General features: G+C 56.9%; 24 protein-coding genes and 1 tRNA gene. 14 read left to right on the top strand and 11 right to left on the bottom strand.

The features are described from left to right. Window positions 1-292: 292 nt before the first annotated feature. Window positions 293-907 carry a protein-methionine-sulfoxide reductase heme-binding subunit MsrQ gene (gene msrQ, locus ACR0IP_RS03645; RefSeq protein ID WP_170380125.1) on the bottom strand — a complete coding sequence of 205 codons (615 nt, stop codon included), beginning with the start codon at window positions 905-907 and terminating at the stop codon, window positions 293-295. Window positions 908-910: 3 nt separating this feature from the next. Further along, a complete protein-coding gene (gene msrP, locus ACR0IP_RS03650; protein WP_480523874.1) occupies window positions 911-1,813 on the bottom strand; it encodes a protein-methionine-sulfoxide reductase catalytic subunit MsrP in 903 nt (300 codons plus the stop codon). Between the two features lie 198 nt (window positions 1,814-2,011). Between msrP and ACR0IP_RS03655 the strand changes: the two genes are divergently transcribed. The 3 genes from ACR0IP_RS03655 (at window position 2,012) to ACR0IP_RS03665 (ending at window position 4,776) form a co-directional block, all read left to right on the top strand. Next, the gene (locus ACR0IP_RS03655; RefSeq protein ID WP_170689301.1) at window positions 2,012-2,971 is read left to right on the top strand and encodes a hypothetical protein; all 960 of its coding nucleotides are present in this window, start codon (window positions 2,012-2,014) and stop codon (window positions 2,969-2,971) included. Window positions 2,972-3,099: 128 nt separating this feature from the next. Then, window positions 3,100-3,915, top strand: coding sequence for a cyclase family protein (locus tag ACR0IP_RS03660; RefSeq protein WP_480523876.1), 816 nt, complete (start codon window positions 3,100-3,102; stop codon window positions 3,913-3,915). Window positions 3,916-4,017: 102 nt separating this feature from the next. Beyond that, a complete protein-coding gene (locus tag ACR0IP_RS03665) occupies window positions 4,018-4,776 on the top strand; it encodes a class I SAM-dependent methyltransferase (protein WP_170689303.1) in 759 nt (252 codons plus the stop codon). Window positions 4,777-4,921: 145 nt separating this feature from the next. Here ACR0IP_RS03665 and clpB read toward each other — a convergent pair whose 3' ends face one another. Further along, a complete protein-coding gene (gene clpB / locus ACR0IP_RS03670; protein WP_480523878.1) occupies window positions 4,922-7,540 on the bottom strand; it encodes an ATP-dependent chaperone ClpB in 2,619 nt (872 codons plus the stop codon). 192 nt (window positions 7,541-7,732) lie between these two features. On the opposite strand from clpB, the gene ACR0IP_RS03675 reads away from it, so the two are divergent. Then, complete coding sequence (locus tag ACR0IP_RS03675; RefSeq protein WP_480523879.1) at window positions 7,733-8,317, top strand: isopropylmalate isomerase; 585 nt, start codon at window positions 7,733-7,735, stop codon at window positions 8,315-8,317. Here ACR0IP_RS03675 and ACR0IP_RS03680 read toward each other — a convergent pair. Continuing rightward, the gene (locus tag ACR0IP_RS03680) at window positions 8,287-8,604 is read right to left on the bottom strand and encodes a hypothetical protein (protein ID WP_170689306.1); all 318 of its coding nucleotides are present in this window, start codon (window positions 8,602-8,604) and stop codon (window positions 8,287-8,289) included. The genes ACR0IP_RS03675 and ACR0IP_RS03680 overlap by 31 nt on opposite strands. A gap of 139 nt (window positions 8,605-8,743) precedes the next feature. Here ACR0IP_RS03680 and pyrF point away from each other — a divergent pair, with 139 nt between their 5' ends. Then, window positions 8,744-9,448 (top strand): orotidine-5'-phosphate decarboxylase, encoded by a 705-nt coding sequence (gene pyrF / locus ACR0IP_RS03685; RefSeq protein ID WP_170380117.1) that lies wholly within the window; start codon window positions 8,744-8,746, stop codon window positions 9,446-9,448. Between the two features lie 388 nt (window positions 9,449-9,836). Beyond that, complete coding sequence (locus tag ACR0IP_RS03690) at window positions 9,837-11,090, top strand: DNA polymerase IV (RefSeq protein WP_170689308.1); 1,254 nt, start codon at window positions 9,837-9,839, stop codon at window positions 11,088-11,090. Between the two features lie 3 nt (window positions 11,091-11,093). Here ACR0IP_RS03690 and ACR0IP_RS03695 read toward each other — a convergent pair whose 3' ends face one another. Further along, window positions 11,094-11,954: an N-formylglutamate amidohydrolase gene (locus ACR0IP_RS03695; RefSeq protein ID WP_480523881.1), complete on the bottom strand. Its 861-nt coding sequence runs from the start codon at window positions 11,952-11,954 to the stop codon at window positions 11,094-11,096. 147 nt (window positions 11,955-12,101) lie between these two features. Here ACR0IP_RS03695 and ACR0IP_RS03700 point away from each other — a divergent pair. The 5 genes from ACR0IP_RS03700 (at window position 12,102) to ACR0IP_RS03720 (ending at window position 14,817) form a co-directional block, all read left to right on the top strand. Then, a tRNA-Val gene (locus ACR0IP_RS03700) sits at window positions 12,102-12,176 on the top strand. Between the two features lie 91 nt (window positions 12,177-12,267). Next, window positions 12,268-12,393, top strand: coding sequence for a type B 50S ribosomal protein L36 (ykgO, locus tag ACR0IP_RS03705; RefSeq protein WP_008755722.1), 126 nt, complete (start codon window positions 12,268-12,270; stop codon window positions 12,391-12,393). 203 nt (window positions 12,394-12,596) lie between these two features. Next, window positions 12,597-13,613 (top strand): Fe(3+) ABC transporter substrate-binding protein, encoded by a 1,017-nt coding sequence (locus tag ACR0IP_RS03710; protein WP_480523883.1) that lies wholly within the window; start codon window positions 12,597-12,599, stop codon window positions 13,611-13,613. A 119-nt stretch (window positions 13,614-13,732) separates the two neighbouring features. Next, window positions 13,733-14,287 (top strand): helix-turn-helix domain-containing protein, encoded by a 555-nt coding sequence (locus ACR0IP_RS03715; protein WP_480523885.1) that lies wholly within the window; start codon window positions 13,733-13,735, stop codon window positions 14,285-14,287. Then, complete coding sequence (locus tag ACR0IP_RS03720) at window positions 14,284-14,817, top strand: N-acetyltransferase family protein (protein WP_480523887.1); 534 nt, start codon at window positions 14,284-14,286, stop codon at window positions 14,815-14,817. The genes ACR0IP_RS03715 and ACR0IP_RS03720 overlap by 4 nt, the downstream gene beginning before the upstream one ends. Before the next feature lie 164 nt (window positions 14,818-14,981). Here the strand turns inward: ACR0IP_RS03720 and ACR0IP_RS03725 are convergent, their stop codons facing one another. From ACR0IP_RS03725 to ACR0IP_RS03735, 3 genes are all read right to left on the bottom strand, one after another. After that, entirely contained in the window at window positions 14,982-15,638 is a 657-nt protein-coding gene (locus tag ACR0IP_RS03725) for a lipid-binding SYLF domain-containing protein (RefSeq protein ID WP_480523889.1), read from the bottom strand. 166 nt (window positions 15,639-15,804) lie between these two features. Then, the gene (locus ACR0IP_RS03730; RefSeq protein ID WP_480523891.1) at window positions 15,805-16,665 is read right to left on the bottom strand and encodes a tyrosine-protein phosphatase; all 861 of its coding nucleotides are present in this window, start codon (window positions 16,663-16,665) and stop codon (window positions 15,805-15,807) included. A 67-nt stretch (window positions 16,666-16,732) separates the two neighbouring features. Further along, window positions 16,733-18,391 (bottom strand): sulfatase-like hydrolase/transferase, encoded by a 1,659-nt coding sequence (locus tag ACR0IP_RS03735; RefSeq protein WP_480523893.1) that lies wholly within the window; start codon window positions 18,389-18,391, stop codon window positions 16,733-16,735. Between the two features lie 342 nt (window positions 18,392-18,733). Between ACR0IP_RS03735 and ACR0IP_RS03740 the strand changes: the two genes are divergently transcribed. Further along, window positions 18,734-19,627, top strand: coding sequence for a helix-turn-helix domain-containing protein (locus ACR0IP_RS03740; RefSeq protein ID WP_425085451.1), 894 nt, complete (start codon window positions 18,734-18,736; stop codon window positions 19,625-19,627). 21 nt (window positions 19,628-19,648) lie between these two features. Here ACR0IP_RS03740 and ACR0IP_RS03745 read toward each other — a convergent pair whose 3' ends face one another. Next, window positions 19,649-20,419, bottom strand: a complete 771-nt coding sequence (locus tag ACR0IP_RS03745) for a hypothetical protein (protein ID WP_425085450.1) — start codon at window positions 20,417-20,419, stop codon at window positions 19,649-19,651. 74 nt (window positions 20,420-20,493) lie between these two features. Continuing rightward, entirely contained in the window at window positions 20,494-21,009 is a 516-nt protein-coding gene (locus ACR0IP_RS03750; RefSeq protein ID WP_170380108.1) for a DUF805 domain-containing protein, read from the bottom strand. A gap of 393 nt (window positions 21,010-21,402) precedes the next feature. On the opposite strand from ACR0IP_RS03750, the gene ACR0IP_RS03755 reads away from it, so the two are divergent. Next, window positions 21,403-21,702 (top strand): hypothetical protein, encoded by a 300-nt coding sequence (locus tag ACR0IP_RS03755; RefSeq protein WP_170550033.1) that lies wholly within the window; start codon window positions 21,403-21,405, stop codon window positions 21,700-21,702. A gap of 124 nt (window positions 21,703-21,826) precedes the next feature. Continuing rightward, window positions 21,827-23,371 (top strand): ShlB/FhaC/HecB family hemolysin secretion/activation protein, encoded by a 1,545-nt coding sequence (locus ACR0IP_RS03760; protein WP_480523896.1) that lies wholly within the window; start codon window positions 21,827-21,829, stop codon window positions 23,369-23,371. Between the two features lie 1,524 nt (window positions 23,372-24,895). On the opposite strand, the gene ACR0IP_RS03765 is transcribed toward ACR0IP_RS03760, so the two are convergent. Continuing rightward, window positions 24,896-25,921, bottom strand: coding sequence for a helix-turn-helix domain-containing protein (locus tag ACR0IP_RS03765; protein WP_480523898.1), 1,026 nt, complete (start codon window positions 25,919-25,921; stop codon window positions 24,896-24,898). Window positions 25,922-25,980: the final 59 nt, after the last annotated feature.

Below are 25,980 nucleotides of genomic sequence, written 5' to 3' on the forward strand. Positions count from 1 at the left end.
CTAAAACTCAACCTCAGATGCCCCCAGTCTATCCTGAGCGTCCCCGCCGCCTCAGCAGCGCCCCAGCGCCTCAGCAGCGCCGGTGAAGGGGGTTCTAAGGTTTACCCCACAAAGCCGCAAGCGGAAAAAGCAAAAAAGTGGAGAAAAGTTTGAAATCTCCATTTTACAACATAAAAACAAAAACTTAATGGATGCAATTACCGCGCAGGCACACCCAATCACCGCTCCAACTACCCGGAATCACTGCCACCAGATCATTGTCCACACAGTTACCCACAGACTCGGTCAAAGCTCACGCGGAATCGGCCTGCCTCAGCCGGGTCAGCAGGCCCGGTATCGGCAGACGCGCGAGCAGCAGCCCTATGATCGCGGCGAGATAGAGAAGTGGCTCCAGCTGGAAACCCTTCGCCAACATCACATAGTGGATACCGCCAAGCAGAACGGCCGGATAGACCAGTTTGTGCAGCTTGCGCCAGCGCGGGCCAAGTTTGCGTACTGACCAATTGTTCGATGTCACGGCCAAAGGCAGCAGCAGAATGAACCCGGCCATGCCGACAGTTATATAAGGACGCTTGAGGATATCAGCCCAAATCTGGCCAAGCAGCTGAACGTCCAGCACCAGCCAGACCAGCAGGTGCAGCGCAACATAGGCAAAAGCCAGCACGCCGATCGCTCGACGGAACTTCACAAGGCTCAAGCCAAGATGCTGGCGTAGCGGGGTTACCGCCAGACCAAGAATGAGCAGCTGCAGGGCCAGCTCCCCCAGCTTATGTTCGAGCGCTGTGATCGGCTCGACCCCAAGCCCCCCTGTGAGCGCAAGATACAGGAACCAAGGGGCCGGAAGGGCCCCAGCCAGATAGACAGCCCAAATGGGGATCTTGCGTATGGCCTGGTTCACCGCCTGCATGGCTCAATAGTATTCCTTGAGGTTCATACCTTCATACAGGCTGGCGACCTCTTGTTCATAGCCATTGAACATGAGGGTCGGGATACGCTTGGCAAACAGACCGCCGCCGATCTGGCGCTCGGACGCCTGCGACCAGCGCGGATGGTCCACATTCGGGTTCACGTTACTATAGAAGCCATACTCACGGGGCGTAGACATGTTCCAACTGGTGGGCGGCTCATCCTCGGTCAGAGTGATCTTCACGATCGACTTGATCGACTTGAACCCGTATTTCCACGGCACCACCAAACGCAGCGGAGCACCATTCTGGTTCGGGATCGGGCGGTCATAGATGCCTGTCGCCATTATGGTGAGCGGGTGCATCGCCTCATCCAGTCGCAGACCCTCGCGGTAGGGCCATTCAAGAATCGGGAAGCGCGTGCCGGGCATCTCATCGGGACGGTAGGCGGTTTCAAAGGCCACGTATTTAGCGCCCTCCTGCACACCCGCCATATTCAACAGGTCGGCCAGTTCGAACCCGTTCCACGGAATCACCATCGACCACGCCTCGACACAGCGGAAGCGGTAGATGCGTTCTTCAACTGTCATCTCGGACATGATGTCCTTGAAGTCATAGGTGCCGGGGCGATCCACCAGACCTTCGATCTCAATGCTCCAGGGTTCAGTCACGAGGGTATGGGCATATTTGGCTGGGTCGTCCTTTCCAGTGCCGAATTCATAGAAATTGTTGTAGCTGGTGATCTCTTCCCAGGTGTTCGGCTCCAGCGCCTCTTGCGCCGTAGCGGGGCGGGCCATCGCGGTCAGCCCGACACCTGCCAGCCCGGCCAAAACCTGCCGCCGGTTCAGAAACGCCGCCCTTGGGGTGACGTCGGCATGTGTCAAAGTGTTGGTCCAGCGATGCGCCATTTGGGTCTCCGTAATGAATCCGCCTCAGAGTGAGGTAGTCCGCTGATAACACAGAGCCAAGGAAACAGGCGTCACGATTGAGCGAACAGACTGTAACGCAACTGCGTCAGCCCGCGACTAATGCGTTTTGGGCGGCTGGTTCTAACAGTCTCAATTAGGTATGCGGGAATCATCCAATAGTTGATCAGAGTTGATCCCGTGCTCGTATTTCAGGCCTTTCCTTTTTCGCTGTCCGTTTTGTGGCGCTATATCATTGTCTTTCCCGTCCTGCTGGTCGCGCTTATCGTCTACGGGTTGATAGGCGGGATACTGAGCGCGCTGATCGGGCTGCTCATTCCGGGACTGTCGGTTTTGATTTCGTTTTTTGTAGGCGCATCCTCAGGCGTCATCCCGATGTTGGTCGGCAGCCGTTTGGGCCTGCAAGCCTGCGAGGTTTCTCCGAGTAACAGTTACCGCAAGTTTGTCTTTCCGGCGGTTATCTACGGCGCCGTCGAAGCCATTGGGATCAGTGTGGCCGCCGCGCTAATCGCCGCGCTCTCCATCGGTGCCGTCAGCGTAGGGGGCGGCGTTCCCGAGGACCCGGCCGCGTTCTTCGCGACCCTGTCGCCCGTGCATATCCTGATGTTCTCGGGTGTTGTGATCCTGCTCTTTGCAGCGATCTGCGCGCTAAGGGCCGGGTTTCTGGTGCCAATTGCCGCGGCCTCGATCGGGCGGGACCCCAATGGCCGCCCTTATACCCCATTCAACCATTTCGGTGCTTTCTTTCTGCAGCTTTTCGCCGTGGTGGCGATCAGCTTTGTCGGTGCTATCTTTTTCTTTGCTCTGTTTATCGTTGGACTTACCGCAATCTACGGTCCGAGCACACTGGTCAACGACGTTCAATTGATCGGCGAGATGACGGCCGGGACAGCCCCGTTTTCCGTCACTGCGCCGATGATCGCAACTGTCGTGGCCTATATCCTCCTTGCCAGCTGGGCCTTCAGCTATCAATGCGCAGGCGGGGTTCTGGCTTATCTGCGCCTCAGCGGTGGTGCCGCGCGCAAGACCCCAAGCACCGAGACATTGATTCAACCCACGCCGCAGCCCACGACCAGCTCAGGCCCCAAAATGAGTTCGGAAGAGCTGCGCGCCCTGCGTAAAAGCCGTGAGTTCCGCTAGGACGCCCCGTACGCCACAACAGACAGCACCCTTTACACAGAAGGGGTCAGCGCGGCACTCTACTTGACAGGTGGTACGGTCTGCGACACCGGTCGCCCGACCCTGCCACCCATCAGGGAGGATACCGTATGTGTGATATCTGCGTAATGAATGCCGTCAAAGACAAGATGCTGTCCCGTCGGAGCTTCTTCAAAGCCGCCGCAGCCACTGGCGTGGCAGCCGCCGCAACAGGCGCGAGTGCTCCGGCGGCCTTGGCCGCAGGGCATGGCGGGGTCGAGGACATGACCCACACCCTCAGCCCCGAGTTTCCGACATGGGGAGGAGAACCCGGCGTCTCCGCCGAACAGGCGTTCAACTTTGCGGATCACGGGTTCAACCTGTTCAACTTGTCGATCAACGAACATACTGGCACCCATATCGATGCGCCCCTGCATTTCTCGGCCGACGGAACCTCAGTCGATGAGATTCCAGTGACAGATCTGGTTGCGCCGCTCTGCGTCGTGGATATCGCCGCCCGCGCCGCCGAAGATGCCGATACTCGCGTGACGCCCGATGACCTCAAGGTGTGGATCGCGGCGAACGGAGACATCCCCGACGGCGCCTGTGTCGCCATGCATTCCGGCTGGGGTGGAAAAACGGCGACCGACGAGTTTCGCAATTTCGACGGAGAAGCGCAGCACTATCCCGGCTTCCACGTCGAGGCCGCCCAGATGCTGATGGAGGAAACCGGCGCGCGATCCTTGGCGGTCGACACGCTGTCGCTGGATCACGGCATGTCCGCCGATTTCGCCACCCACTACGCCTGGCTGCCCACCGGCCGGTTCGGGATCGAGTGTCTGGCCAATCTCGACCGCGTCCCAGCCGCCGGGGCCACCCTGGTGATAGGAGCGCCCAAACACAAGGGCGGCACCGGAGGCCCCGCCCGGATTTTCGCGTTGATCTAGAGGCATCTAAACGCAGAGACTTGTTCGACCTTCTCTTGTAAGCCGGGTGGATCTGCATCATCGTCCAAAATCCACCCGGTTCCTTGAGAAGACGCAAAACCAATGATCACAAGTCAACAAATGATGGATGCAACGGCCCTGCCCCCCGTGGCCGAACTCTGCTTTGATGCTTTTTCCGAACAGGATCTTGTGAACCTGATCATGCAAAGATCCAGGATTATTTTCGACCAACCTCGCTCTGGTAGAATAACCAAGGCATGGAGCGCCGGAAACACTGACCCCGCTCTATCGCTGGTCGAAAAACACGGTATCGAGTTGGCCAAACGAGCCGCTGCTGTCATTTATCTTGAATACCTGCAGATCCGAGACACGATCCAGGACCTGAATCCACGATCTGTCGCCGACATCGGGTGCGGCTACGCCATGTTTGATCTGTTTTTGTGGAAAGATCGCCAATGCAGCCTGAACCTCATTGATCTAGAAACCTCTGAGGAAAGGCATTTCGGTTATCAGGAAAAGGGAGCAGCCTATTCGAGCTTGTCTGTCGCTCATTCGTTTTTGACACAAAATGGCGTCGACAGTAGCGACATAACTTGCTTGAATCCCAGAACAGACGATCTGGGCGAGGTTGGAACGATCGACCTTGCCATGAGTTTCATCTCCTGCGGCTTTCACTATCCGGTAAAAACCTACGAGACGTTCTTCAAGACCGCCGTCAAACCGAACGGTGCCATAATTCTTGACCTGAGACCGCGTCAATCAAGAGAGGGCAGGCGAATCCTCAAAGAACTTGGATCAGTTTCTAGCCTTATTGACACTGAAACAGGTGGTACGGATCGGGTGCTGGTCAGAAAACAGTAGCAGATTGCCAATCTTTTGCTCATCTGCGTGACTATGAGTAGATCCGCGAACCTTTTGTTTTACGGTCCAGATTGAACGGTTTGGAACTCAACACCTTAAAGTGGCGACCCGCCGCGTTTGGCGGGTCGCCTTTCACTCAACGTATTTAATGCACTACGGCATCATCCGGGCGGGGCCGGTCGGAGGTGCCCAGCCGATCGCCGATGATCAGGCCTTCAGCGCCAGCGGTGACGGGGACGGTCTCGCCATCCTTGATCTCACCGGCCAGCAGTGCCTCGGCCAAGGGGTTCTGCAACGCACGCTGGATCACGCGCTTCAGTGGGCGCGCACCGAAGACCGGGTCATACCCTTCATCGGCCAGCCACTGTTTTGCGCCCTCGTCCAGAACCAGCTCGATCTTTCGAGCGGCCAGACGTTTTTGCAGACGTGCCATCTGGATATCGACGATACCATCCATATCGGCCCGCTTGAGCCTGTCAAAGATGATCGTTTCATCGAGTCGGTTCAGGAATTCCGGCCGGAAATGTGCCCGGACCGCGTCCATCACGTCGCGCCGCGCCTGCGCGCTGTCTGCACCTTCGGGCAGTTGGCTGAGCGCCTGAGACCCGAGGTTCGACGTCAGGATGATCAGCGTCTGCTTGAAGTCTACTGTACGGCCCTGACCGTCAGTCAGTACGCCATCATCGAGAACCTGCAACAGCACGTTGAACACATCCGGATGCGCCTTTTCAACCTCATCGAACAGCACGACCTGATAGGGTCTGCGCCGCACGGCTTCGGTCAACACACCGCCTTCGTCATAACCGACATAGCCCGGAGGGGCACCAATCAGACGCGCAACCGCGTGTTTCTCCATGAACTCGGACATGTCGATGCGCACCATCGCATTGTCGTCGTCGAACAGGAAGTTCGCTACGGCCTTGGTCAGTTCGGTTTTACCTACGCCGGTGGGCCCGAGGAACAAGAACGAGCCCAGCGGGCGGTTTTCATCGTTCAGGCCCGCGCGCGCGCGGCGCACGGCGTTGGACACGGCGGTCACGGCGGCATCCTGGCCGATCACACGGGAGTGCAGATCGTCTTCCATCCGCAGCAGTTTCTCGCGCTCCCCTTCCAGCATCTTGGCAGTCGGGATACCAGTCCAGCGTTCGACCACGGATGCGATCTGTTCCGGGCGCACCGTTTCCTCGGCCATCATGGCGTTGCTTTCGGCGTTTTCGGCCTCGGTCAGCTTTTTCTCAAGCTCGGGGATGATGCCGTAGGACAGCTCACCTGCCTTTGCCAGATTGCCTTCGCGTTTGGCGATTTCCAGATCAGCGCGCGCCTTGTCGAGCTGTTCTTTCAGATCACGCGCACCCGCGAGCTTGTCACGTTCGGCCTGCCACTGGGCGGTCATCTCAGCCGATTGCTCCTGCAGATCGGCCAGATCCTTTTGCAGGGTTTCCAGACGATCCTTCGAGGCCGCGTCGTCTTCCAGTTTCAGCGCCTCTTCCTCGATCTGCATCTGCAGGATCTGGCGATCCAACTGATCGAGCTCTTCCGGCTTGGAGTCCACCTCCATCCGCAACCGCGACGCCGCCTCATCGACAAGGTCAATGGCCTTGTCGGGCAGGAACCGGTCGGTGATATAACGATGCGACAAGGTCGCCGCCGACACCAATGCGGAATCCGAAATACGCACGCCGTGGTGCAGCTCGTACTTTTCCTTGATGCCACGCAGTATGCTGATCGTGTCCTCGACGGTCGGTTCGGTGACCATCACGGGCTGGAACCGGCGCGCAAGGGCCGCGTCTTTTTCCACGTACTTGCGATACTCATCCAACGTGGTCGCGCCGATACAATGCAGCTCACCCCGAGCAAGCGCAGGCTTGATCAGGTTGGCGGCATCCATCGCGCCGTCAGATTTGCCGGCACCGACCAGCGTGTGCATCTCGTCGATGAAAAGGATGATCTCACCAGCGGCCTCGGTCACTTCGGTCAGCACCGCCTTGAGGCGCTCTTCGAACTCACCGCGATACTTCGCACCAGCAATCAGCGCGCCCATGTCAAGCGCCAGCAGCTTCTTATCTTTCAGCGATTCCGGCACGTCGCCGTTGATGATGCGCAGGGCCATACCCTCGGCAATCGCGGTTTTACCAACGCCGGGTTCCCCGATCAGAACAGGGTTGTTCTTGGTACGGCGCGACAGAACCTGCATCGAGCGGCGAATTTCCTCATCCCGCCCGATGATCGGATCGATCTTACCCTCGGCCGCGGCCTCGGTCAGATCGCGCGCGTATTTCTTCAGTGCATCATAGCCCTCTTCCGCCGAAGCGGTGTCCGCAGTGCGGCCCTTACGGATATCATTGATAGCTTCGTTCAGTTTCTGAGCAGAAACGGCCCCGGCCTCCAAAGCGTCCTTGGCTTTGGATTTGACCATGCAGAGCGCCATCAGCACCCTTTCCACGGGCACAAAGCTATCGCCCGCTTTGGTGGCAATCTTCTCGGCCTCGTCCAAAACCTTAGCGGTCTGGCCATCCATGTAAATCTGGCTAGCGTCACCGCTGACCTTCGGGATTTTCCCCATCGCGGCATCCAACGCCTCAACCACGCGGTTCGGCGCTCCGCCCGCGCGGGTGATCAGGTTGCTCGCCAGCCCCTGATCATCGTCCATCAACGCCTTAAGTATGTGTGTAGGCTCCAGCCTCTGGTGCCCCTCGCGCAGCGCAATCGTCTGCGCCGCCTGCACGAATCCCCGTGCCCGCTCGGTGAACTTGTTCAAGTCCATAGCATTCTCCTTTTCTCAAGCGCCCCGTTTTGATGCGCCCGCTTGGCGGCACGCGTCGATTGAGGCCTCACATTCAATTTGGGTAATGTCGGCGTGTATTCAAGATTGTCTTGGCAGAATAACATGATGCATGCTGGGAACCTGAATGATCTCGGTCAATTGCGAAAAAAACCGTCTTGGGAGCGCGCCTCTATGATCTCAGCCACCGCGCTACGCAGCTGCATTGCAGAACAATGGTCGCCCACCATTGGCGACCCAAGCGTGATCGGTTGGCTCACGGTTGCCGCATACGGTTTCGCCGCACTGCTATGCCTGCGCGCAAGGCGCAATTCCCACGTCCGGTGGTTCTGGCTGATCCTCGCGCTGCTGTTGTTTGCTTTGATGATCAACAAACAACTGGATCTGCAATCCGCGCTTACGGCCAGCGCCCGCTGTCTGTCGCAGATGCAAGGCTGGTACGAGGATCGCAAGTCTGTCCAGATCGGCTTTATCATTGTTGTCGTGTTCAGCGGCTTCTGGATCTCGCTTGTCAGCCTCTGGTTCCTTCGTAAACACTTGCGAGAGGTCGGCATCGCCCTGATCGGCTTTGTCACTCTGATCTGTTTTGTGATGATCCGCGCCGCCGGGTTTCACAACTTCGATGCCTTTCTGGGCGCCGAGATCATGTCGATCCGAATAAACTGGCTTCTGGAACTGTCCGGAATCACCCTGATTGCGGCGAATGCAGCATGGGTGGGCAGACGCCGTCAGCCGCGCGGAATGGAGTATACCGAATAGCCGCCGGTTTGCGCCACCGGCTCTAACGTATATGTCTCGACCAAGGATTGTTCGGCGCTGCTGCCGGTCGGGCACGAGACAAGATCGGCGGTGTGATCCAGAAATTCGACGGTAAAGGCGCTCTCACCTGTAAGCTGGCACCAATCATCCTCGGATCGGTAGCCGCGAACCAAAGGCAGGTTGTCATTGGTCGGCGCGGGCGCCGCGCCTGTGTCCGATGTGCCTGAGGCGGGTTCGTCGCAGGCGCCCATCATCAGCGCCACTCCGAGCAAGGCAAGCTTTCTCATCTTCTGTCCCTTCATGTGACCTATTGATCGATTTGAGCCACTGTAACACAGATCATCCTCTTTCGATTGGGCGGACCCGCATGGACAGTTGCGCCCGAACCCGCTAGGAGGCAGACGTTTGCCAGCAAGGAGACCCAACATGTCCGATGACCGCCTGATCGTAGCCCTTGACGTCCCGAACGCTCTGCAAGGTTTGGCGATGGCCGAACGGTTGGGTGATGCGGTGTCGTTCTACAAGATCGGGCTGGGAATGCTGACGGGCGGCGGTCTGGCTTTGGCCAATGAGCTGAAACAGGACCATGGCAAGCGCATCTTTCTGGACATGAAGCTGTTCGACATCGGCAACACGGTAGAAAACGCGGTGCGTGGTCTGGCGCAGTTCGATCTTGATTTCCTGACCGTTCATGGCGACCCGCATGTGGTGCGCGCGGCGAAAGAAGGCGCATCCGGCAAGGACCTGAAGATCCTTGCAGTGACTATCCTGACCTCGCTCAACCGTGATGATTTGGATGCCAGCCTGTTGAAGGCAGGCGATGTGCAGGATCTGGTGGTTGAGCGCGCGGCCAAAGCGCTGGAGGCCGGAGCCGACGGTGTGATCGCCAGCCCGCAAGAGGCCGCGCTGATCCGCGCCCTGCCCCAGGCCGAGGGCCGCTTGATCGTGACACCGGGCGTGCGCCCTGCCGGGGCCGCTCTGGGCGATCAAAAACGCGTCGCAACGCCGGCCAGTGCGATCGGAGATGGGGCGGATCATATTGTTGTCGGGCGTCCGATCTATCAGGCGGAGGACCCGAAAGCCGCAGCCGAGGCCGTTCTGGCCGAGTTAAAATCATTGACAAGCCATTGATCGCAGACGGGCATTCAACGCCTCAGACCTCCGAAACAGCAGTGATTTCTTTACCTTAGGTCAAGAGGGGGAATGTTCCCCTGGTTTCCCCCTGTGCCCGAAAACACACAAACCCGGCACAAGTTTTAGGGAATAACGCGGCCACCTATCTAAATATAGCGTTTTGAGCGATTCTGGGGCGGAGTTACTCCCCAACGAACTACCTCTTCCTGTGGTTCGTTACCTTCCCCCCGCCCCAAGCGGGGGGTTTTCTTGACAGTGCGACTCTCAGCTCAAACCACTAGATTTCTGAAGACTGTCCAAGCCTCTGTTGCGTTCACACGAAAGCCGATAGACACTATAGCTTCGAACACCCAGAGCCACCCTTTTCGGGTCGCGAAAAGTAGCCATGCCCACGATCTGCCGCGAATGCCTGACCAGTTTCCCGGACGCGCCGCGCTGCCCGTCCTGCGGTAGCCCGCGGCTGAAATCGCACCCTGAGCTGTTTGACCTTTCGATTGCGCACATGGATTGTGACGCGTTCTATGCCTCGGTTGAAAAGCGCGACAATCCTGAATTGGCGGACAAGGCAGTGATTGTGGGGGGCGGGAGACGCGGGGTCGTTTCAACCGCTTGCTACGTGGCGCGCATCCGGGGCGTGCGCTCGGCCATGCCGATGTTCAAAGCGCTGCAACTGTGTCCGGACGCTGTGGTGATCAAACCGCGCATGTCGGTCTACGCCGAGGTATCTCGTCAGATCCGCGCGATGATGGATGAGCTGACGCCCAAGGTCGAACCACTGTCGCTGGACGAGGCTTTCCTCGATCTGTCCGGCACCGAACGCCTGCATGGCGCGCCGCCTGCGGTGATGCTGGCGCGTTTGGTCAAGCGCATGAAGGATGAATTGGGGCTGACAGGCTCCATCGGTTTAAGCCACAACAAGTTTCTGGCCAAGGTCGCCTCGGACCTCGACAAGCCGCGCGGGTTTTCCGTGATCGGGAAGGCCGAAACGGCTGACTTCCTGCACGACAAACCTGTATGGCTGATCTGGGGCATCGGCCCGGCAGCGCAGGAATCGTTGGAGCGCGCGGGGATCCGTACCTTCTCGGACCTGCTGCGCTGGGATCAGGAGGCGCTGACCGCGCGGTTCGGATCGATGGGGTATCGCCTGTGGCATCTGGCACGCGGCCAGGACAAGCGCCGGGTCTCGGCCCACGAACCGATGAAATCGATCAGCAACGAAACCACGTTTTTCGAAGACACCTCCAACCTCGAGATTCTGGATGGGCATCTGTGGCGCATGGCGCTGAAGGTCTCGGACCGGGCCAAGGCCAAGGATCTGGCGGGTCGGGTGGTGACGCTGAAGCTGAAAAAGGCCAATCACAAGATCATCACGCGCCGCGTTTCGCTGCGCGATGCGACGCAAATCGCGGATCGCATCTACAGAACCGCGCGCGGGCTGTTCGATCAGGTGGGAGATAAGGGTCCCTATCGCCTGTTGGGATGCGGGCTGTCCGATCTGTGCCCAGCGGAGCAGGCAGACATCTCAGGCGACTTACTGGACCCTAACGCGACACGCAGGTCTCAGGCCGAACGCGCCACGGATGAGATTCGCAAACGGTTTGGAACCGATGCAATCGTTAAAGGCCGCGCGCTGCGGTGACGCCTATTCCGCCGCCAGCCGCTGCGGTTCGGAACCGATCTCGGCAATCTCCGCGATCACTTGCCGCAGTATCTTGGAGAACGCCATGAAACTGGCATTGGGCGAGATCGTGTCTTCGTTCATGTAGATCGAGCGGTCGATTTCAACCTGAATCGCGTGTTGCTGACGACCAGGGCGACCGTAGGTTTGGGTCACATAAGCCCCAGCAAAGGGCGCGTTCCGCGCGACGACCAATCCCGCCGAGGTAAAGGCAGCCTCAATTCGGTCCACGATCTCGGTTGATGCCGATGCACCGAAACGATCGCCCAGCACGATCTCGGGGCGTGTGTTGCGTGCGGTACTGGCCATGGCCACCGCCTCATGCGGCATCGAATGGCAATCGACCAGAATCGCCTGCCCGAATTTCGCATGTGACTCCGCCAGCAAGGTCTTGAGGCGGCTGTGATAGGGGCGCCAATAGGTGTCGATGCGCAGGCGCGCCTCATCCATGGTCAGTTTGCCACGATAAATCGCACGCCCATTTGCCACCACGCGGGGAATCACCCCAAGCCCCGAGGCCACGCGCGGATTGTGCCCTTGCCGTTTTGCGCCTTGAATCAGGGCTGGGTCCAGTTCATCCGCGCTGCGGTTGAGGTCCAAATAAGCCCGTGGCATTGCCGCCTTGATCAGCGGCGCCCCGAAATCCGAGGCCGAGGCAAAGAGCTGATCTACAAAGGCATCTTCCGAGGATCGAATCACATCAGACCCCAAAACCGAGCGCTTCAGAAACGCTTCTGGATAGTCACGGCCACTATGCGGCGATGAAAAAACAACGCATGAACTGCGGTTTTCGGGCATATCCAGAAAATAGGAAGGGTTCTTCATGGTCTCTCCGTGTTCAGGATTAACATAGACTGGAAAATAGTTCTTCCAAACCCCTTGAACCCATTTGCGACTCCTTTTATAGACCCCGCTACCGGCGCGGGTATCCGCGCCCCATTTCGTTATGGGGCAGGACACGCAAAGGGACGTGGGCGGTTAGCTCAGCGGTAGAGCACTTCGTTGACATCGAAGGGGTCACAAGTTCGATCCTTGTACCGCCCACCATCTATTCACTGCTTCGGCTTGCCGGGGCACCCGACAAACCCAGGCGCTGGCCACGTCTTTGATGAAGGCGCCGCAGATTGGAGACAGACCCATGAAGGTCAAGAACTCGCTCCGCTCGCTCAAGAACCGGCACCGCGATTGCCGTATTGTGCGTCGCAAAGGCCGCGTCTACGTGATCAACAAGACGCAGCGCAAGTTCAAAGCTCGCCAGGGCTAAGAACTGCACTTATATCCTCGAAAGAACCGCGCCTTTGGGTGCGGTTTTTTTTGTGCCTGTTGGCTTTGTTCACCGTCGCTGCCCAAAGCGCTCCATATGTCGCACGATTTTTGTCGGGTTTCGCTTGCAAACGAAATCCAATGCGTTAATTGAGTGTTTAACTCGGGTTTACCCCGGTGGAATACTCAATGTTGGGAGCAATCATGTTTAAATCCACGACCTGTATCGCGGCTGGCCTTGCGGCCATGGTCGCCACGTCCGCAGCAGCAGAAGGCGAGCTGAACATCTACTCTTCGCGCCACTACGACACCGACGAGCGCCTTTATTCGGATTTCGAGGATGCAACCGGCATCACCATCAACCGAATCGAAGGCAAAGCAGACGAGCTGATCGCGCGTATGGAAGCCGAGGGTGTGAACTCCCCTGCTGATATTCTGCTGACCGTCGACACCTCGCGGCTTGCGCGCGCGAAGAACGCGGGCGTACTGCAGACAATTGACAGCGCCGTATTGGAAGAGCGTATCCCGTCGAACCTTCAGGACAGCGACAACCAGTGGTTCGGTTTCTCGCAGCGGGCGCGCATCATATTCTACAACAAGAACGCGGTCTCTGAGCCGCCGCAAACCTACGCTGATCTGGCAGACCCCAAATACAAAGGTCAGCTGTGCATCCGCTCCAGCACCAATGTCTATAACCAGACCCTGCTGGCTTCGATCATCGAAAACGCCGGATCCGATGCCGCCAAAACCTGGGCTGAGGGCGTAGTAGCCAACATGGCGCGTGACCCGCAAGGCGGTGACACCGACCAGCTGCGCGGAGTCGTTTCGGGTGAGTGTGACCTTGCCGTGTCCAACACCTACTACTTTGCCCGTGCGATCCGGAAAGACGTCGATGGCGTCTCGGCCGAGCGGGACGTGATCGGCTGGGTGTTCCCGGATCAGGACGGCAATGGCGCGCATGTGAACCTGTCGGGTGGCGGTGTAGCAGCCAATGCGCCGCACAAGGACAACGCCATCAAATTCCTTGAGTATCTGGCAAGCGATCAGGCGCAGCAGTATTTCTCGGCCGGCAACGACGAATATCCAACGGTCGAAGGTGTCGCGGTATCCGAGTCCGTGGCCGAGCTGGGCGATTTCAAAGCAGACGATGTTGATCTGTCGGCCGTCGCCAAGAACCTGCCCGAAGCGCAGAAAACCTTTAACGAGGTTGGCTGGAAGTAAGACGCCTCCAAACTCAAGAAGTACAAAGGGCGCGGTAAATTTCGCGCCCTTTTTATTTTGCAATATTATATTTCAGAGCTATTATTCTCACATACGGAAACTATTCTCACAATTGATCAATGCTGGATTCCCTCTCAAGCCGCCTTGCCATCCGCCTAAAGGAGCTGCGCCAAAGCCGTGGCTGGTCATTGGATCAGCTGGCGGACAACAGCGGCGTCAGCCGGGCAACCCTGTCGCGTATGGAAAAGGCTGGGGTCAGCCCGACGGCAGAAACACTCGGCCGACTTTGCGCCGCGTATGGTCTGCCCATGTCGCGTTTGCTGATGATGGTCGAGGACAGTTTCGACCCCAAGGTCCCGTTTGAACGGCAACCCGAATGGAGCGATCCGGAAACAGGCTTCACGCGCCGATCCGTCTCGCCCCCTTCCACCGGGTTAAGCGGTGAGGTGCTGGAATGCCACCTGCCGCCGGATACGGTGGTTCGGTACGAAACGCCTCCGAAACCGGGGCAGGAACACCACCTGATCGTTCTGGATGGAAGCCTAACGCTCACCGTGGACGGCACCGCGCATACGCTCGGTGGAGGTGACTGCCTGCGATACCATCTGTCCGGCCCAACACAATTTGAAACCGGCGCCGCCCGAGGCGCGCGCTACATGCTGGTGCTGATATGATCACACGACTGACCGATGCCACCTTCGACGCGGCGCTCAATGACCTGACCGAGATCCTGCATGGTTGCGTGCATGCAGGCGCGAGTATCGGGTTCATCTTGCCGTTCCACCACGCAGACGCCCAGCGCTATTGGGAGACTCGCGTTCGCCCTGAACTGCACGCAGGGGCCTTGGACCTGTTTGTTGCGGATAGCGGAGGGCGTATCCGTGGGACGGTACAGTTGATTCCGGCCTCAATGCCCAATCAGCCGCACCGCGCCGATGTCGCCAAGCTTTTGGTCCATCCCGATGCGCGACGCCAGGGCCTGGGGCGCAGCTTGATGAACGCGCTCTTCGCTCGCTCATCTGAGCTGGGCAGAACAACGCTTGTGCTCGATACGCGCAGCACCGACCCATCGCGGATTCTCTACCAAGGCCTTGGCTTTCAAACCGCAGGAGAGATTCCGAACTACTGCCGCAACCCGTTCGAACCCGCGCTGGAGCCGACAACTTTCATGTTCAAGGACCTCACCCAAGCGCCAAAGCCATAGACCGGAGACGCACTTTGAGTTGATCTGTCCAGGTCGTCAGGTTTTCGGACGGAAAGCAGGCGACCCTCGCGACAGATCAAGCGGGACTATTTGAACAGAGGCCATGGGTGCCTCGTATCAAGAAATGAGCGAACCGTGCTTGTGTGACGCAGTCACCCCGCAGTTCACTTTTCGATCTTGGTGATCTTAGTGCCCTGAAGACCAGCGCCTGCCATAAGCCCTTCTTGCCCAAAGATGATCGGCACGATGTCGCCCTGCAGATCGTTAGTTCCCATCGATGCCGACCAGCCTTCATCACCGCCAACGAGCGTGGGACCACTACCGACCTCCCACCCATCATTGTTCTGCATATAGGCAAGGGCGTCGGAGTTGAGGAAAAACAGCGCGTAGGAGAAATGCTGAATACCAGCCTGAAAACCATAGGACGCACCGGCAATATTGTAGTACCCGGTCGTGACGCCGTTTTCACGCATCGCGCCTTCTCCAAACTGACCCCCAACCATCAGGCCGCCTTTGGTGATCCTGGGGAAAACCAAGACAGCGGCTGCCTTGTTGGACAGATCCGCCGCCTCAGGGGAACTCGCGAGAAGTTGCGCCAGTGCTGCATCTACACTGGCGTCGATCTCGGACGCAGTCGCCCCGTCCGTCGCATGCAGTACGGTCTCGCCTGCCGATTCAGCGACATCCCCAACCTTTTTGGCCGCATCAGAAACCCCTTCTGTCACTTTGTCCAAAAAGTTCTGTGCGTTGGCAGCTGAGCTGTTTGAAAAGTGGAAAAAACCCACCATCGCGATGAAAGCCAGAGGCATAAAGCGCAGCATTTCTTCCTCCTCTCGGTTTTGTTTTTTGCAGAATCGTACCTGAGACCCTTGGCGGTGAAAACCCGTTGGCTGGCAAGTGGTACGAACGCTTGCTTCGCACCGCTTTGGTGTCCGAAACCGCCAGCCTTCGACCGGTTGTTTTCGCAAGTGAATTTTCCCGACCGGATTAGTTCAGATACCGGTTGCGGAGGGTTTCAAAATCCGCGTCCGTCAGCCCTAGCCCCTGGCGAAGGTAGTCCTCCACCGAGCCGTAGCTTGCCTCAACGCTCTTGTAGAACTCATCAAGATAGGTCTCTCGCACCCCCAACGACGGCCAGACTGCTTCCGGCGTCATATTTGTCCCTTCGGCCGCATTGACTTTGGCCGCGATCTGTTGGGCCTTGTTGTCCGCGTCCTTGAGCGTATTGCTCATCATGAAATCCGATTGGATCTCGTTTTTGGAAACACCAAGCGCTGTCAGCACAAGCGCGGTCGCGACACCGGTACGATCCTTGCCGCCCGAACAATGATACAGAACCGCCTCACCCTCGGGCTGGTCCAGCAACACGTCGAACAGATCTCGATACTCTTCGGTGTAGTTAGTTGCGATATAGCCAAAGGCCCCTAAGAACAAACCATCTGTTTTTGCTTCGGTTGCCGTGCCCGCCCTGATGCTGGCACGCATATCATCAATCATCTGGCTTTCATTCTCCATCACTGGGAAGTGATGGCGCGCAGGCCCCTCTCCTTCGGGCCATTGCGCGGGATGCGCCGTTGCCTCGGACGTTGTTCGCAAATCAACGATTGCGCTGACACCCATATCGTCCAGGCGCTGCATGCTGGTTGCGCTGATCTGGTCGATCTCACCGGATCTGATGAGCTGCCCTGCGCGTACGGTGCGACCGTCCTGTGTTTCCAGGCCACCCAGGTCGCGTGTATTCAAGACACCCTCTAGCGGGATGGCACGATCCTCGGTCGCGAGAACTGGATGAAAGGTACCGGCGACAAACAGCAGGGTCGCAGCACCGATAGATCTGAATAGTCTCATGTCTCTCTCCATTGCTGTGTCGAGCGGGACCGTGATCGACGCGCCCCGAAGGGCGCGCCGTTGAAGGCTATTCTTGCCAGCTCATGAACACCTCGCGGGCCTCTTGGCTTTCAGGCCGCAGGTTTTCGATGCCGCCATAGGGGATATCTTTGCCGATCTCGGAGTTTGGATACTTGGCGATCATTTTCTGATGGCGCTTGATCATATCCTGGAACGAGGCACCGGCCCAAAGAGAGTATCCAACCAGCGGGTGTTCTTCGCGGGGGTCGCGATAGACGTTATAGGTCGGCGCTGCGGCCCCGGGGGCGCCGGGCGCGGGTAGATGCATCTTGAATTCCTGCTTGACGACCGAACGCAGAACCGGCCCCTCGTAGACGTACACGTAGTCGCGGCGGCCATTGCCCTCACCCTCAAGAAGCAGGGCGGTCTGGTCGATACCGTCAATCACCCGGTCGCGCGGGATGAAATCCGTTGCACCTGCGATGCGGGCCATCGTCGTGTAGATATCCGAGACGTGAAAGATGTCACCGGCAGCACTGTCAGCTTCAATCACTCCGGGCCAGCGAATGAAGGCATCTGTGCGGACGCCGCCCTCAAGATGCTGGGTCTTGCCGCCGCGATAGATCAACTGGTTCAGGCCCGACGTCCCCTCGTAATGATACATCAACCCGTTATCCGCCATGATCATGACGATGGTGTTGTCGGCCTCGCCGGTCTCATCCAGTTTGGCCAGCACCTCTCCGATCCAGCCGTCGAGCAGTTGCAGCTTGTCGGCATGGAAGCCGCCGTTCCGCGACAGCGCCTGATCCGGGTAGGCGAAGTTCAGCGGGTAGAGCGGCCAGTATTGCAGAAAAAACGGCTCATCCTGCGCGGCGACTTGTTCAAGCTGCTCCAGTGCCTGCGCCTGATAGCGTTCGTTCATCTGTTCGTACTTGGCCTGCGTCCATTCTTCGCCCGCTTCCATGTCAACTTCGCGCGCGGCGCCGCCTGCCTGTGCCTCGACACCGGTGACCAGACCATAGGGCTTGAACCGTTCATCCAGCAGAAACTGGTTGTTCTGCCCCGAGGAGTGATATCCCAGCATGTTGTTGGCCTCCATGGCCTCGCGGGTCATCAGGCTGAGTTGAACCTGCTGGTGCAGCGGAAAAACCGCGTAGTCAAAGCCCTGATTGTGCGGATAGGCTTCTTCGATATCGCCCTGATGCCACTTCCCTACATGCGACGTGTTGTAACCGGCCTGTTTCAGGATCTCCGGCAGGGTAACCTCGCTTGCGGGCAGTCCCTCGCCGACCAGGGCAACCTTAACCTCTTCCACTCCGGCCCGGATCGGGTGCCGACCGGTCAGCATGGCCGTGCGTGTTGGCGTGCAGGAGGGCTCCGTATACATGCGCATCAGCGACATGCCTTCACTGGCGAAGTCGTTGATATTGGGGGTCTCGATCCCCATCACATAGTTCATCTTGCGCTCGCCCAACTGGCCGAAGCTGATGTCGTCGATAAGAATATAAAGAAAGTTCGGAGGCTTGCCGTCATTGGCCTCGCGGATCTCGGCCAACCTGGCCTCAATCTCAGCATCCTGCGCGTCCCATTGATCCCCGAACTGGGCCCGCAGGAATTCGAACTCACCATCATGAACGATCGCCTCTTGCTGCGCGCTTGCAGGCATGACGCCCAGCATGGCAAACAAACAGGCTGCGACACTGGTCTTACCTAAGGCTTTAGTCACTCTCGGACCTCCTTTTGACACTCGTAGATTCCAACGCCTGAACGATCAGTTCGTGGCATTTCGCGGAAAGGGATTGATTTGACCGTTTTGCCAGCTCTGAAAGCTGGCAATGTTCTGAAGGCGTCAGGAACGTCACCACCCGTTCGGATCGGGCATCCCCCTTCGGTAGCCGAGGGCGGCCCATTATCGTATCGCTTGAAGACTCCGGCTTCACTTGACATTCCACCTATCGAATTCGTTACATTACCGGTAAACTGTCAGGATCTGGGGGTGGACCACATCAAGAATTCGCCAAATATGCGAAACGCTGCGCCGTCCGGTTGGGGCGGAGCGTCACCGGCGATGGCCCTATCTCTTGATCATCCAAACAGAATCGGAGAGCTCACGCCCTGGGAGATCGACTTTCGGCAGCTCGATCCCGGGCGATTGTCCACGGCGATAACCGTGCGTTCAGGTCAGGCTGTCTCCGCCCTCAACATCGCGATGAACCAGCGCGTCCACCAGCGTGGTGTTTCGCCGGACGGATGGAAGACTTTTGGCATTCCCACGCGCGGTGCCATCGAAAAATGGCAGGCCAAAGACGTCACGGACAGCGCCTTTCTGGTCTTCGGTGATCGGGATGGCTTTGATGGCATCACGACCGCAGGGTTTTCAGGAAGCGTTGTTTCGTTTGCAACCGAAAGGCTGGAAAAGCTGGCCGAAACCTGCGGGTTTTACATCGAGGGCAACGAACCGGAAGCCCGCAAATTGGGCACCAATGCGGGGTTGGCCAGCATGGCGCGACTGCAGGGGGCTGTCGTCCGGTTGCTGAACGACGCAACTGCCAACTGGTCTCAGGACACTGAAGAGGCGCTGATGCTTGAGGCCCTCAAGATCTTGACCGATACGAGCGCGTATTTTGACAAAAGCCAAGCCGAAACCAGGCGGCGCGCCCTGAGCCGCGCAATTGATCTGATGCTTGCCAATCTGGAGGACCCGATCTCGATCGAGGAAATCTGCAGGGAGTGCGCGGCCTCGTGGCGCACATTGGACCGCACCTTCAAGGAACAGTTCGGCCTTGGCCCGAAGTCGTATTACATGCGGCTCCGGCTGAATCGGGTTCGCGAGGACCTGCTGAACAGATCCTTCGATGGCTCAATAGCGGATGCTGCCAATCGCCGCGGGTTTTGGCATATGGGTCAGTTTGCGAAAGACTACCGACTGTTTTTTGGTGAGCTGCCTTCGGAAACAAAATAAGGTGCCCGCTGGAGGGTGGGATCAATTACATTGATCATACCTGTAGTCCCCGTATTCCAGCCAGTTTGCCGAGCCTTCGCTAAAAATCAGAAACTCGGATCTGTCTTCCCCAAGCAGGGCAACGACAAATCCGGCGGGTGGCTCATAGTTTCCGAAGTAACTGTAGGCCGTCATGGCTCTGATCGACTCGCCGTTGACCGTTACTCGCGCGTCCCATTCTCCCTCCGGGTTATCCAAAATTACGGGTTCGATGACTCGCTCTACCGCTCCGCCACCACAATAGACGATGCCTTCTGGGGGTTCGTAGGAGGCCCCCTGGCTCGCACCTGAATCGCAGACTGAACGAAGCGACCGAATTGCAGCACTGGAACCTTTCAAGTCAAAGATTCCGTAGCTGACATCTTGATCAATCATCGACAGATTAACTGAAGCATTGGCCGCAAGTTGGTCCAGTACAAAACCATAATCCTCCTGACTATTGAAATTGACCTCGACAGGATAATTGTCGACGATCTGCAAGGCAGCGTTTTCGGCGCCAACCTGAAATGCGCCAACTTCGGTGGTGCCGTTCTTCAAAAATCGAATGGAGAGCCCCTGCTTGTCCACAATATCCTGGCTGTCCTCATATCCAGCCGGAGCAAAGCGGATACGGTTACACTGAAGTTCCAGCGTCATGTTTCCGGTCTGAATAAAAGCATTGGGGTTAGGCCCGGAACTGAACGACCACTCCGCTGATGCTGTGGTCGCCATGGCCATCAGTAGCATTCCAATGGAAATCGTTTTGAAACTCATTTTCTCTCTCCATGGTGTTGTGGTTCGTATTGTCATTAAGCCAGAGTGTCCGGCCCGTTACCCGGGCAACAAGGTTAGGAAACAGGTGCGCCGTATTCGTTTGCGCCTTCTTGGGAAGGTCGCGTCAGCCACCAGATCATCAGGATGGACAGAACCAATTGAAGAATTGAGACAACAACAATGCCGGTCACGCCCAGGACGGCCGCAGGTCCTCGCAATGCATCGGGGTTTTCGGTCCCTTGCTCCAATACCGAAAAGAACGCCACCCCACCCAACATAACAAAAAGCGTTGTAATGCTGAGCGCCATCGGCAGCAGCAAGTACCAGCCAGGTCGTCCTGTATCATGCAGCCTTCTCCAACCGGCGGCCAGCATTGGTATGAGAACCGCCAGTTGGAAAACAGAGGACAGAACCCGTGATCCCTGCCCTGTTTCGGGGTTGGTCCCGAATAAGATGGTGTCCAGCACAGCCAAAGCAGCACTCACGAGAACCACAAACAAGAAGAACCACCAGTATTCTGAGCGTATAGCCCGACCGGAGAACTGGAAGTAATTAGAGAAACACGTTTTAACGGCTTCACCAAATCCCATTTTTCAATCCTTTCTTAATTTCTGTGCGGCCTCAGAACGCCTCGCGGACCCAAAAGCACGCCTTCGCCCTTCTGGGTTTTTCCGCCCTCCATTTTTGTTTGAACGCTAAAAACCTATCTTTCAAAAAGGTAGCGAAATTTACGCGCGGAAAAAATGTTGATTTATAAAAAATAAGATTCAAATATGCGAATTCGACTAAGATTTATTTGACCCCCGTTGTTATCGGCCCCGGAAATCAACTCAATATCGTTCTCCCGACCAATCCGTTGGCGACAAATCTTTGGGATAGGTAAGCACCGGATCGAGCTGTGCTCAATTGGCTGAATAGAAGCGGGCGCTTCAAAAAGGAGCATCCAGTTTCATTAATTTCGACGGACCCAGATGGAGAAGAAAATGACCAAGAAGACAGTGATGATTGCAGGCACAACTTTGTTTGCATTGCTTGCGGCATGTGACGAAACGAGTACGTCGGGCGCGTCTGCCGAACCTACACCCGCTCAGCAGGCGTGTTTGCGAGATGTGGCCAAAACAACGAACAATTCGCAAGTCGTTGTTCTCTCGTCCGCGTTTAGCGAAGCTGGAACACAAGTCACTGTCGGTGTTGGTGAGGATCGCGCTCCTTGGAATTGTATTGCTTACACGGATGGTGCGACAGCTGGTATCGAGTTCCTGGGCGACGAAGGCGCATTGTAATCTGTTCGCTGTGTATCTCGAAAGCACCAGTCGAGATCAAATTTGAATACCGGAAAGCTCAGACATGCACACCTCGTAATAGGATTGGGCTTTAACATGCTCAATCATGCTAAGGTTGTGGAAAATGCCCGTACCAAACTCGGTTGTATTTGCGATCATCTGCACTTTTGTGGCTATTGTATCGGTCCCAAAATACAGCATGGCCCAAACTTGGGACATAGCATCCCAGCACTCTGTCAGCGGAGTAACGGTGTATGATACGGACGAGCTGCTAACATTTGCCGGTCAGTTGGCCTTTGATCGCTCAGGGCGCATCACGGCGGCGGATGTCGCATCAACGATTACGCAGATCTACCGAGAAGACGGTTACTTCTTGGCTGAGGCCTGGCCTGGTCCCGATGGGCAAAGCATAGTTGTTGATGAGGGGCGTATTCAAACCATCGAAATTGAAGGTGTAAATACGCGCACGTTCCAAACCTTGGAAAAGATCTTTCGCCCCCTCACCACCGCATATCCAATAACTCTCAAACGATTTGAGCGGGCCGTTATGTTGGCCGAGGACATTCCCGACTTGGACGTTTCGACCGAACTTGATTACCCGGATCAAGCTGGTGCTCGGCTGAGGGTATTGGGAGAGCCTCTACGCAAACAAGCCGGCAGTGCGACACTCGACAACCCTCCGCGTGAGCTTGGAGAGGCTCTCAGTTTTTATGTCGTACAAGAGTTTTATTCGACGCTGACCGTCGGGGATTTGCTGCGCTTTGAGGGGTCCGGCAACTACAATTGGGACAAAGACGACGAACACTCATTGTGGGGCGCTGTTACCTATCGCACGCCGCTGAACAGCAATGGTCTGTACGGTGAGATTTTCTACGGAAACATAAACGCAAAACGTGACCTCTCGGGGGATTTTGCGAGAACAGATGTTGATGGCGAGAACTTCACCGTCGCGTTGGGTTACCCCGTGATCCGCGATGTGGCCCGCTTTGGGTATCTTCTGCTGGATTATCGCCTTTCCGAAGCGGACTCAGTCAGTGGCGGCGTTCCATTGTCCAGTGACGCGAGTGTCGTTGGCCTTACATATCTTTACGGGCAAAACTATCCAAAAGGACAAGCTCTGGAGGCGGGGCTAACCTTGTCTTTTGGTGACAATGACAACGACACGACAGACGCGAATTTTGACGACGGAGACTCTTCGTTCTGGCATCTGCGGGGCGGCATTGGATACGAAAGCCCGCTAACGAGCTTGTCGCCCAACACAGCTTGGCGCACTGAGATTTGGGGGCAGTACACCACCGACCGGCTGCCCTCGGTCGAGGAGTACTTCCTTGGTGATCGTTATGCTTTGCGTGGATATCGGTTTGACGAAGTGGATGGCGATTCCGGGATTTCCGCGATTTTCGAAGTGTCTCACTCCTACTTTCCAAGTTCCCAAAGCATTCATCGCTTATCGCCTTTTGTCTTTTTCGACGTGGGCTACATCTCGAACAATGACCCTGCGAGTTTTGAAGTTGATAATGCTACACTGGCCTCGACAGGTCTGGGTTTGGACATTGAGTTTAAGCAAAACCTATTCCTGTCCGGATATGTCGGTGTCCCTTTGAGAGACGGTCCGTTGACCGACTCTGGCGATCCTGGCGCGTATCTTGCTCTGACAACAAGTTGGTGAGGATGTTATGAAACGGAACCGCATTGCTTTACTTACCGCAGCTTGTTTGTTTGCAGAACTGGCCGCTACGCAGGTCGTCGCACAGGGACATCATTTCGGGTGGTGCCGTGGTGTAGGGAATCCGCACCAGTCGAGCCAAGGATGTGGGCAGGCCGGTGGGCAAGGGGTAGGCAATCAAATTACCGGTCCAACGCAGCCGGTGGCAAATCAGTTGCCACCAAGGGGAACGCTGCAAACTCCCACGTCCGTTGCTGTGCCTGTCCTTGCGCCGGGCGCGGTCCCGAACGCAATTCCCGGTCGGGTTCCGATCGCAACGCCAATAGCGGTTCCGGGGCAAGTTCCAACGCCGATCGTAGCGCCGACGCTCGCTCCGCCTTTGGTGCCAAATCCGACACCAAACCGGGTTCCGACAGCCGTTCCCAATCAGGTTCCGCCATTGGCTACTGTGCCGCCGCAAGTTCCGACTGCGACTCCAAATCAAGTTCCGATAGCTGTCCCTGGCCAGGTTCCGCCTCAACCTAATGTGCCGCCCCTTGTGCCAACCGCGACACCCAACCAAATACCAGTCGCCGTTCCTGGTCAGATCCCTCCTCAGCCTACCGGCCAAACTGCTGTGCCACCTCTTGTCCCAACCCCGACTCCCAATCAGGTTCCCATAGCGGTTCCTGGCCAGGTTCCACAGTCGACGCCAAGACCCACGGCTACTCATGTGGCCGTCCCAGGACATCAGAATCCACAAGGTGTCGTGACAATCATGCGCCCAAGGCCGAGGCCGACAACCGGTACTGTTCAGCAACCTGGCTCAACACAAGTGACCCACCATTTAACCCACCAAAGCAATTCAAAGAAACACGATCACGTCGCAGCAACACCCGGACGGCATGACCCGCACGATCTACCGAGATTCCGCAACGCGGCAGCCAAGGAAAACTGGGAATGCGTTGCCAGCGGATTTGGACAGCGCCGGTATGATGCTGGTCGAGGCGTGTTGCTGAACAACGGAGCGTTGCGGCACCTTGGAAACGTGGACGCAATGGCACGGGATGTACCTGCAAGGCATCCAAAACACTCAGGCTGCATTATATCGGTCAAACGAAAGCGGCGGTGACAAGGTTTGTTGGATTGTAGGTTTACGAATTGCATTTCACACACCTAAATCTTGTGTAGGTGAGCGCGGAACGCTGCGCCGCCGTCACTGACTACATTCAGAAAATTACTGAGTACACGCCCATAATCTTGCGCGCCGTTTGCGCAATAGTTTGCACGATTTACCCAAAACGCTGCTCTGTTCAAAGAGCCTATCAATTGCTGGCAGTTGTCAGGCAAACCCATCAATTATAGGCGTTATTTCTCAATCAAAGTTGCACTTTGACTAGCAGAGTTCAGTCCCTTCGAGAAGGATGCAAGGCAACTGACAACGACTTGGGACTAGTTCACCGATCTTCTTGCCGAGCATCAAGACCAGTATTTGGTACAGTCTTGTTACAAGAACAGAAACCTTGATCAGCGTTGGAACCGAGCTGGTCAGCCCCGCCCTTTCACCTCGTTCCTATAAGTCGACGGCGACATCCCAGACCATTTTCGGAAGGCCCTCGAAAACGCGGTGGAGTCTGCGTAACCAAGCCGCAGTGCGGTCTCACTAACGGACTTCCCAACCGGACCCAGCAGCTTCCTTGCTTCTTCCAGTTTGACACCAGATATGACCTGAGATGCTGATAGTCCATAAGGGGCCAGCCGATTGTTCAAAGTCTCCCGGTGGAAACCGCACAGGCGCGCCAGTTCGTCTACGCCAAATCCCGGCTCGCCAAGATGAATCCGGATTAGGCCCTGAAGCCCGGCTAAGAAATCTTGAGGCGCATGCTGATCGAGGGTAGCGCTTGTCAGGTCTGACGGGTTTTCCAATGTTTCCGAGAGCAACTGATGGCTCAGCCAGGTTGAAGGAAACCGGATCGAAAAACCCTGTGGGCCGCACTTGATGGCTTGAACACCATGAAAGTGCCTAGGTAGCACGTCAGGTTCGCTTACCCGTAAAATGATCTGGCTCGGGTCCCACCTGAAATCGAGAACCCGATGCAGCAAGGATATCCAAATGCTCGCCAGAAATGCGTCGGTCTGTCCGGGCGAAACCGAAATGTTGAAGTTCCGCTTGGCACTGAAATAAGCGTGCTCGCCTTCCACTAGCAGCGATTGTGTGACCGCATTGGATTCTTTCGAGACGGCTTGAGTGTAGCGCGTAAAGAAGTCGCCCAGCGTCAACGCCTCGGCCAACATGTCACCAAGAGGCAGAAACCGAACAAGGTCAATTGATTGACCAACTTGCGCGCAGAAGTCTGGTGATGTTGCGTCAGCAGCGGCTTGATGGATTTTATAAATCGTCTCGTGTGGCAGGAAATTCTGGCGATCCATCACCTGAGCTTCGCTCACGCCCAGAGGGTCCAGAACAAAAGCCGGTTCAACACCGGCGCCACGCAAAGCAGCTACTACGGGTGCAGCAACCGATGCCCGAACCAACGGCAAGGCCTTCTTGGTGTTTTGGTCAAATGCGTCCATGCCGCCCTCAAATATCATGAAGGTAACGACAGAAAGACAGAAAACACACAAAAAGGTGC

This window comes from Ruegeria sp. AL11, from assembly GCF_056540865.1.

Excerpts from the sequence above, each read along its gene's own strand:
- ACR0IP_RS03690 (WP_170689308.1), top strand. The coding sequence starts at position 9,837 with ATGCCCACGATCTGCCGCGAATGCCTGACCAGTTTCCCGGACGCGCCG.
- ACR0IP_RS03665 (WP_170689303.1), top strand. The coding sequence starts at position 4,018 with ATGATCACAAGTCAACAAATGATGGATGCAACGGCCCTGCCCCCCGTG.
- ACR0IP_RS03715 (WP_480523885.1), top strand. The coding sequence starts at position 13,733 with ATGCTGGATTCCCTCTCAAGCCGCCTTGCCATCCGCCTAAAGGAGCTG.
- ACR0IP_RS03730 (WP_480523891.1), bottom strand. The coding sequence starts at position 16,665 with ATGAGACTATTCAGATCTATCGGTGCTGCGACCCTGCTGTTTGTCGCC.
- ACR0IP_RS03765 (WP_480523898.1), bottom strand. The coding sequence starts at position 25,921 with ATGGACGCATTTGACCAAAACACCAAGAAGGCCTTGCCGTTGGTTCGG.
- ACR0IP_RS03695 (WP_480523881.1), bottom strand. The coding sequence starts at position 11,954 with ATGAAGAACCCTTCCTATTTTCTGGATATGCCCGAAAACCGCAGTTCA.
- ACR0IP_RS03720 (WP_480523887.1), top strand. The coding sequence starts at position 14,284 with ATGATCACACGACTGACCGATGCCACCTTCGACGCGGCGCTCAATGAC.
- pyrF (WP_170380117.1), top strand. The coding sequence starts at position 8,744 with ATGTCCGATGACCGCCTGATCGTAGCCCTTGACGTCCCGAACGCTCTG.
- ACR0IP_RS03750 (WP_170380108.1), bottom strand. The coding sequence starts at position 21,009 with ATGGGATTTGGTGAAGCCGTTAAAACGTGTTTCTCTAATTACTTCCAG.
- ACR0IP_RS03660 (WP_480523876.1), top strand. The coding sequence starts at position 3,100 with ATGTGTGATATCTGCGTAATGAATGCCGTCAAAGACAAGATGCTGTCC.
- ACR0IP_RS03675 (WP_480523879.1), top strand. The coding sequence starts at position 7,733 with ATGATCTCAGCCACCGCGCTACGCAGCTGCATTGCAGAACAATGGTCG.
- ACR0IP_RS03755 (WP_170550033.1), top strand. The coding sequence starts at position 21,403 with ATGACCAAGAAGACAGTGATGATTGCAGGCACAACTTTGTTTGCATTG.
- ACR0IP_RS03725 (WP_480523889.1), bottom strand. The coding sequence starts at position 15,638 with ATGCTGCGCTTTATGCCTCTGGCTTTCATCGCGATGGTGGGTTTTTTC.
- ACR0IP_RS03740 (WP_425085451.1), top strand. The coding sequence starts at position 18,734 with ATGGCCCTATCTCTTGATCATCCAAACAGAATCGGAGAGCTCACGCCC.
- clpB (WP_480523878.1), bottom strand. The coding sequence starts at position 7,540 with ATGGACTTGAACAAGTTCACCGAGCGGGCACGGGGATTCGTGCAGGCG.
- ACR0IP_RS03745 (WP_425085450.1), bottom strand. The coding sequence starts at position 20,419 with ATGAGTTTCAAAACGATTTCCATTGGAATGCTACTGATGGCCATGGCG.
- ACR0IP_RS03680 (WP_170689306.1), bottom strand. The coding sequence starts at position 8,604 with ATGAGAAAGCTTGCCTTGCTCGGAGTGGCGCTGATGATGGGCGCCTGC.
- msrP (WP_480523874.1), bottom strand. The coding sequence starts at position 1,813 with ATGGCGCATCGCTGGACCAACACTTTGACACATGCCGACGTCACCCCA.
- msrQ (WP_170380125.1), bottom strand. The coding sequence starts at position 907 with ATGCAGGCGGTGAACCAGGCCATACGCAAGATCCCCATTTGGGCTGTC.
- ykgO (WP_008755722.1), top strand. The coding sequence starts at position 12,268 with ATGAAGGTCAAGAACTCGCTCCGCTCGCTCAAGAACCGGCACCGCGAT.
- ACR0IP_RS03760 (WP_480523896.1), top strand. The coding sequence starts at position 21,827 with ATGCCCGTACCAAACTCGGTTGTATTTGCGATCATCTGCACTTTTGTG.
- ACR0IP_RS03710 (WP_480523883.1), top strand. The coding sequence starts at position 12,597 with ATGTTTAAATCCACGACCTGTATCGCGGCTGGCCTTGCGGCCATGGTC.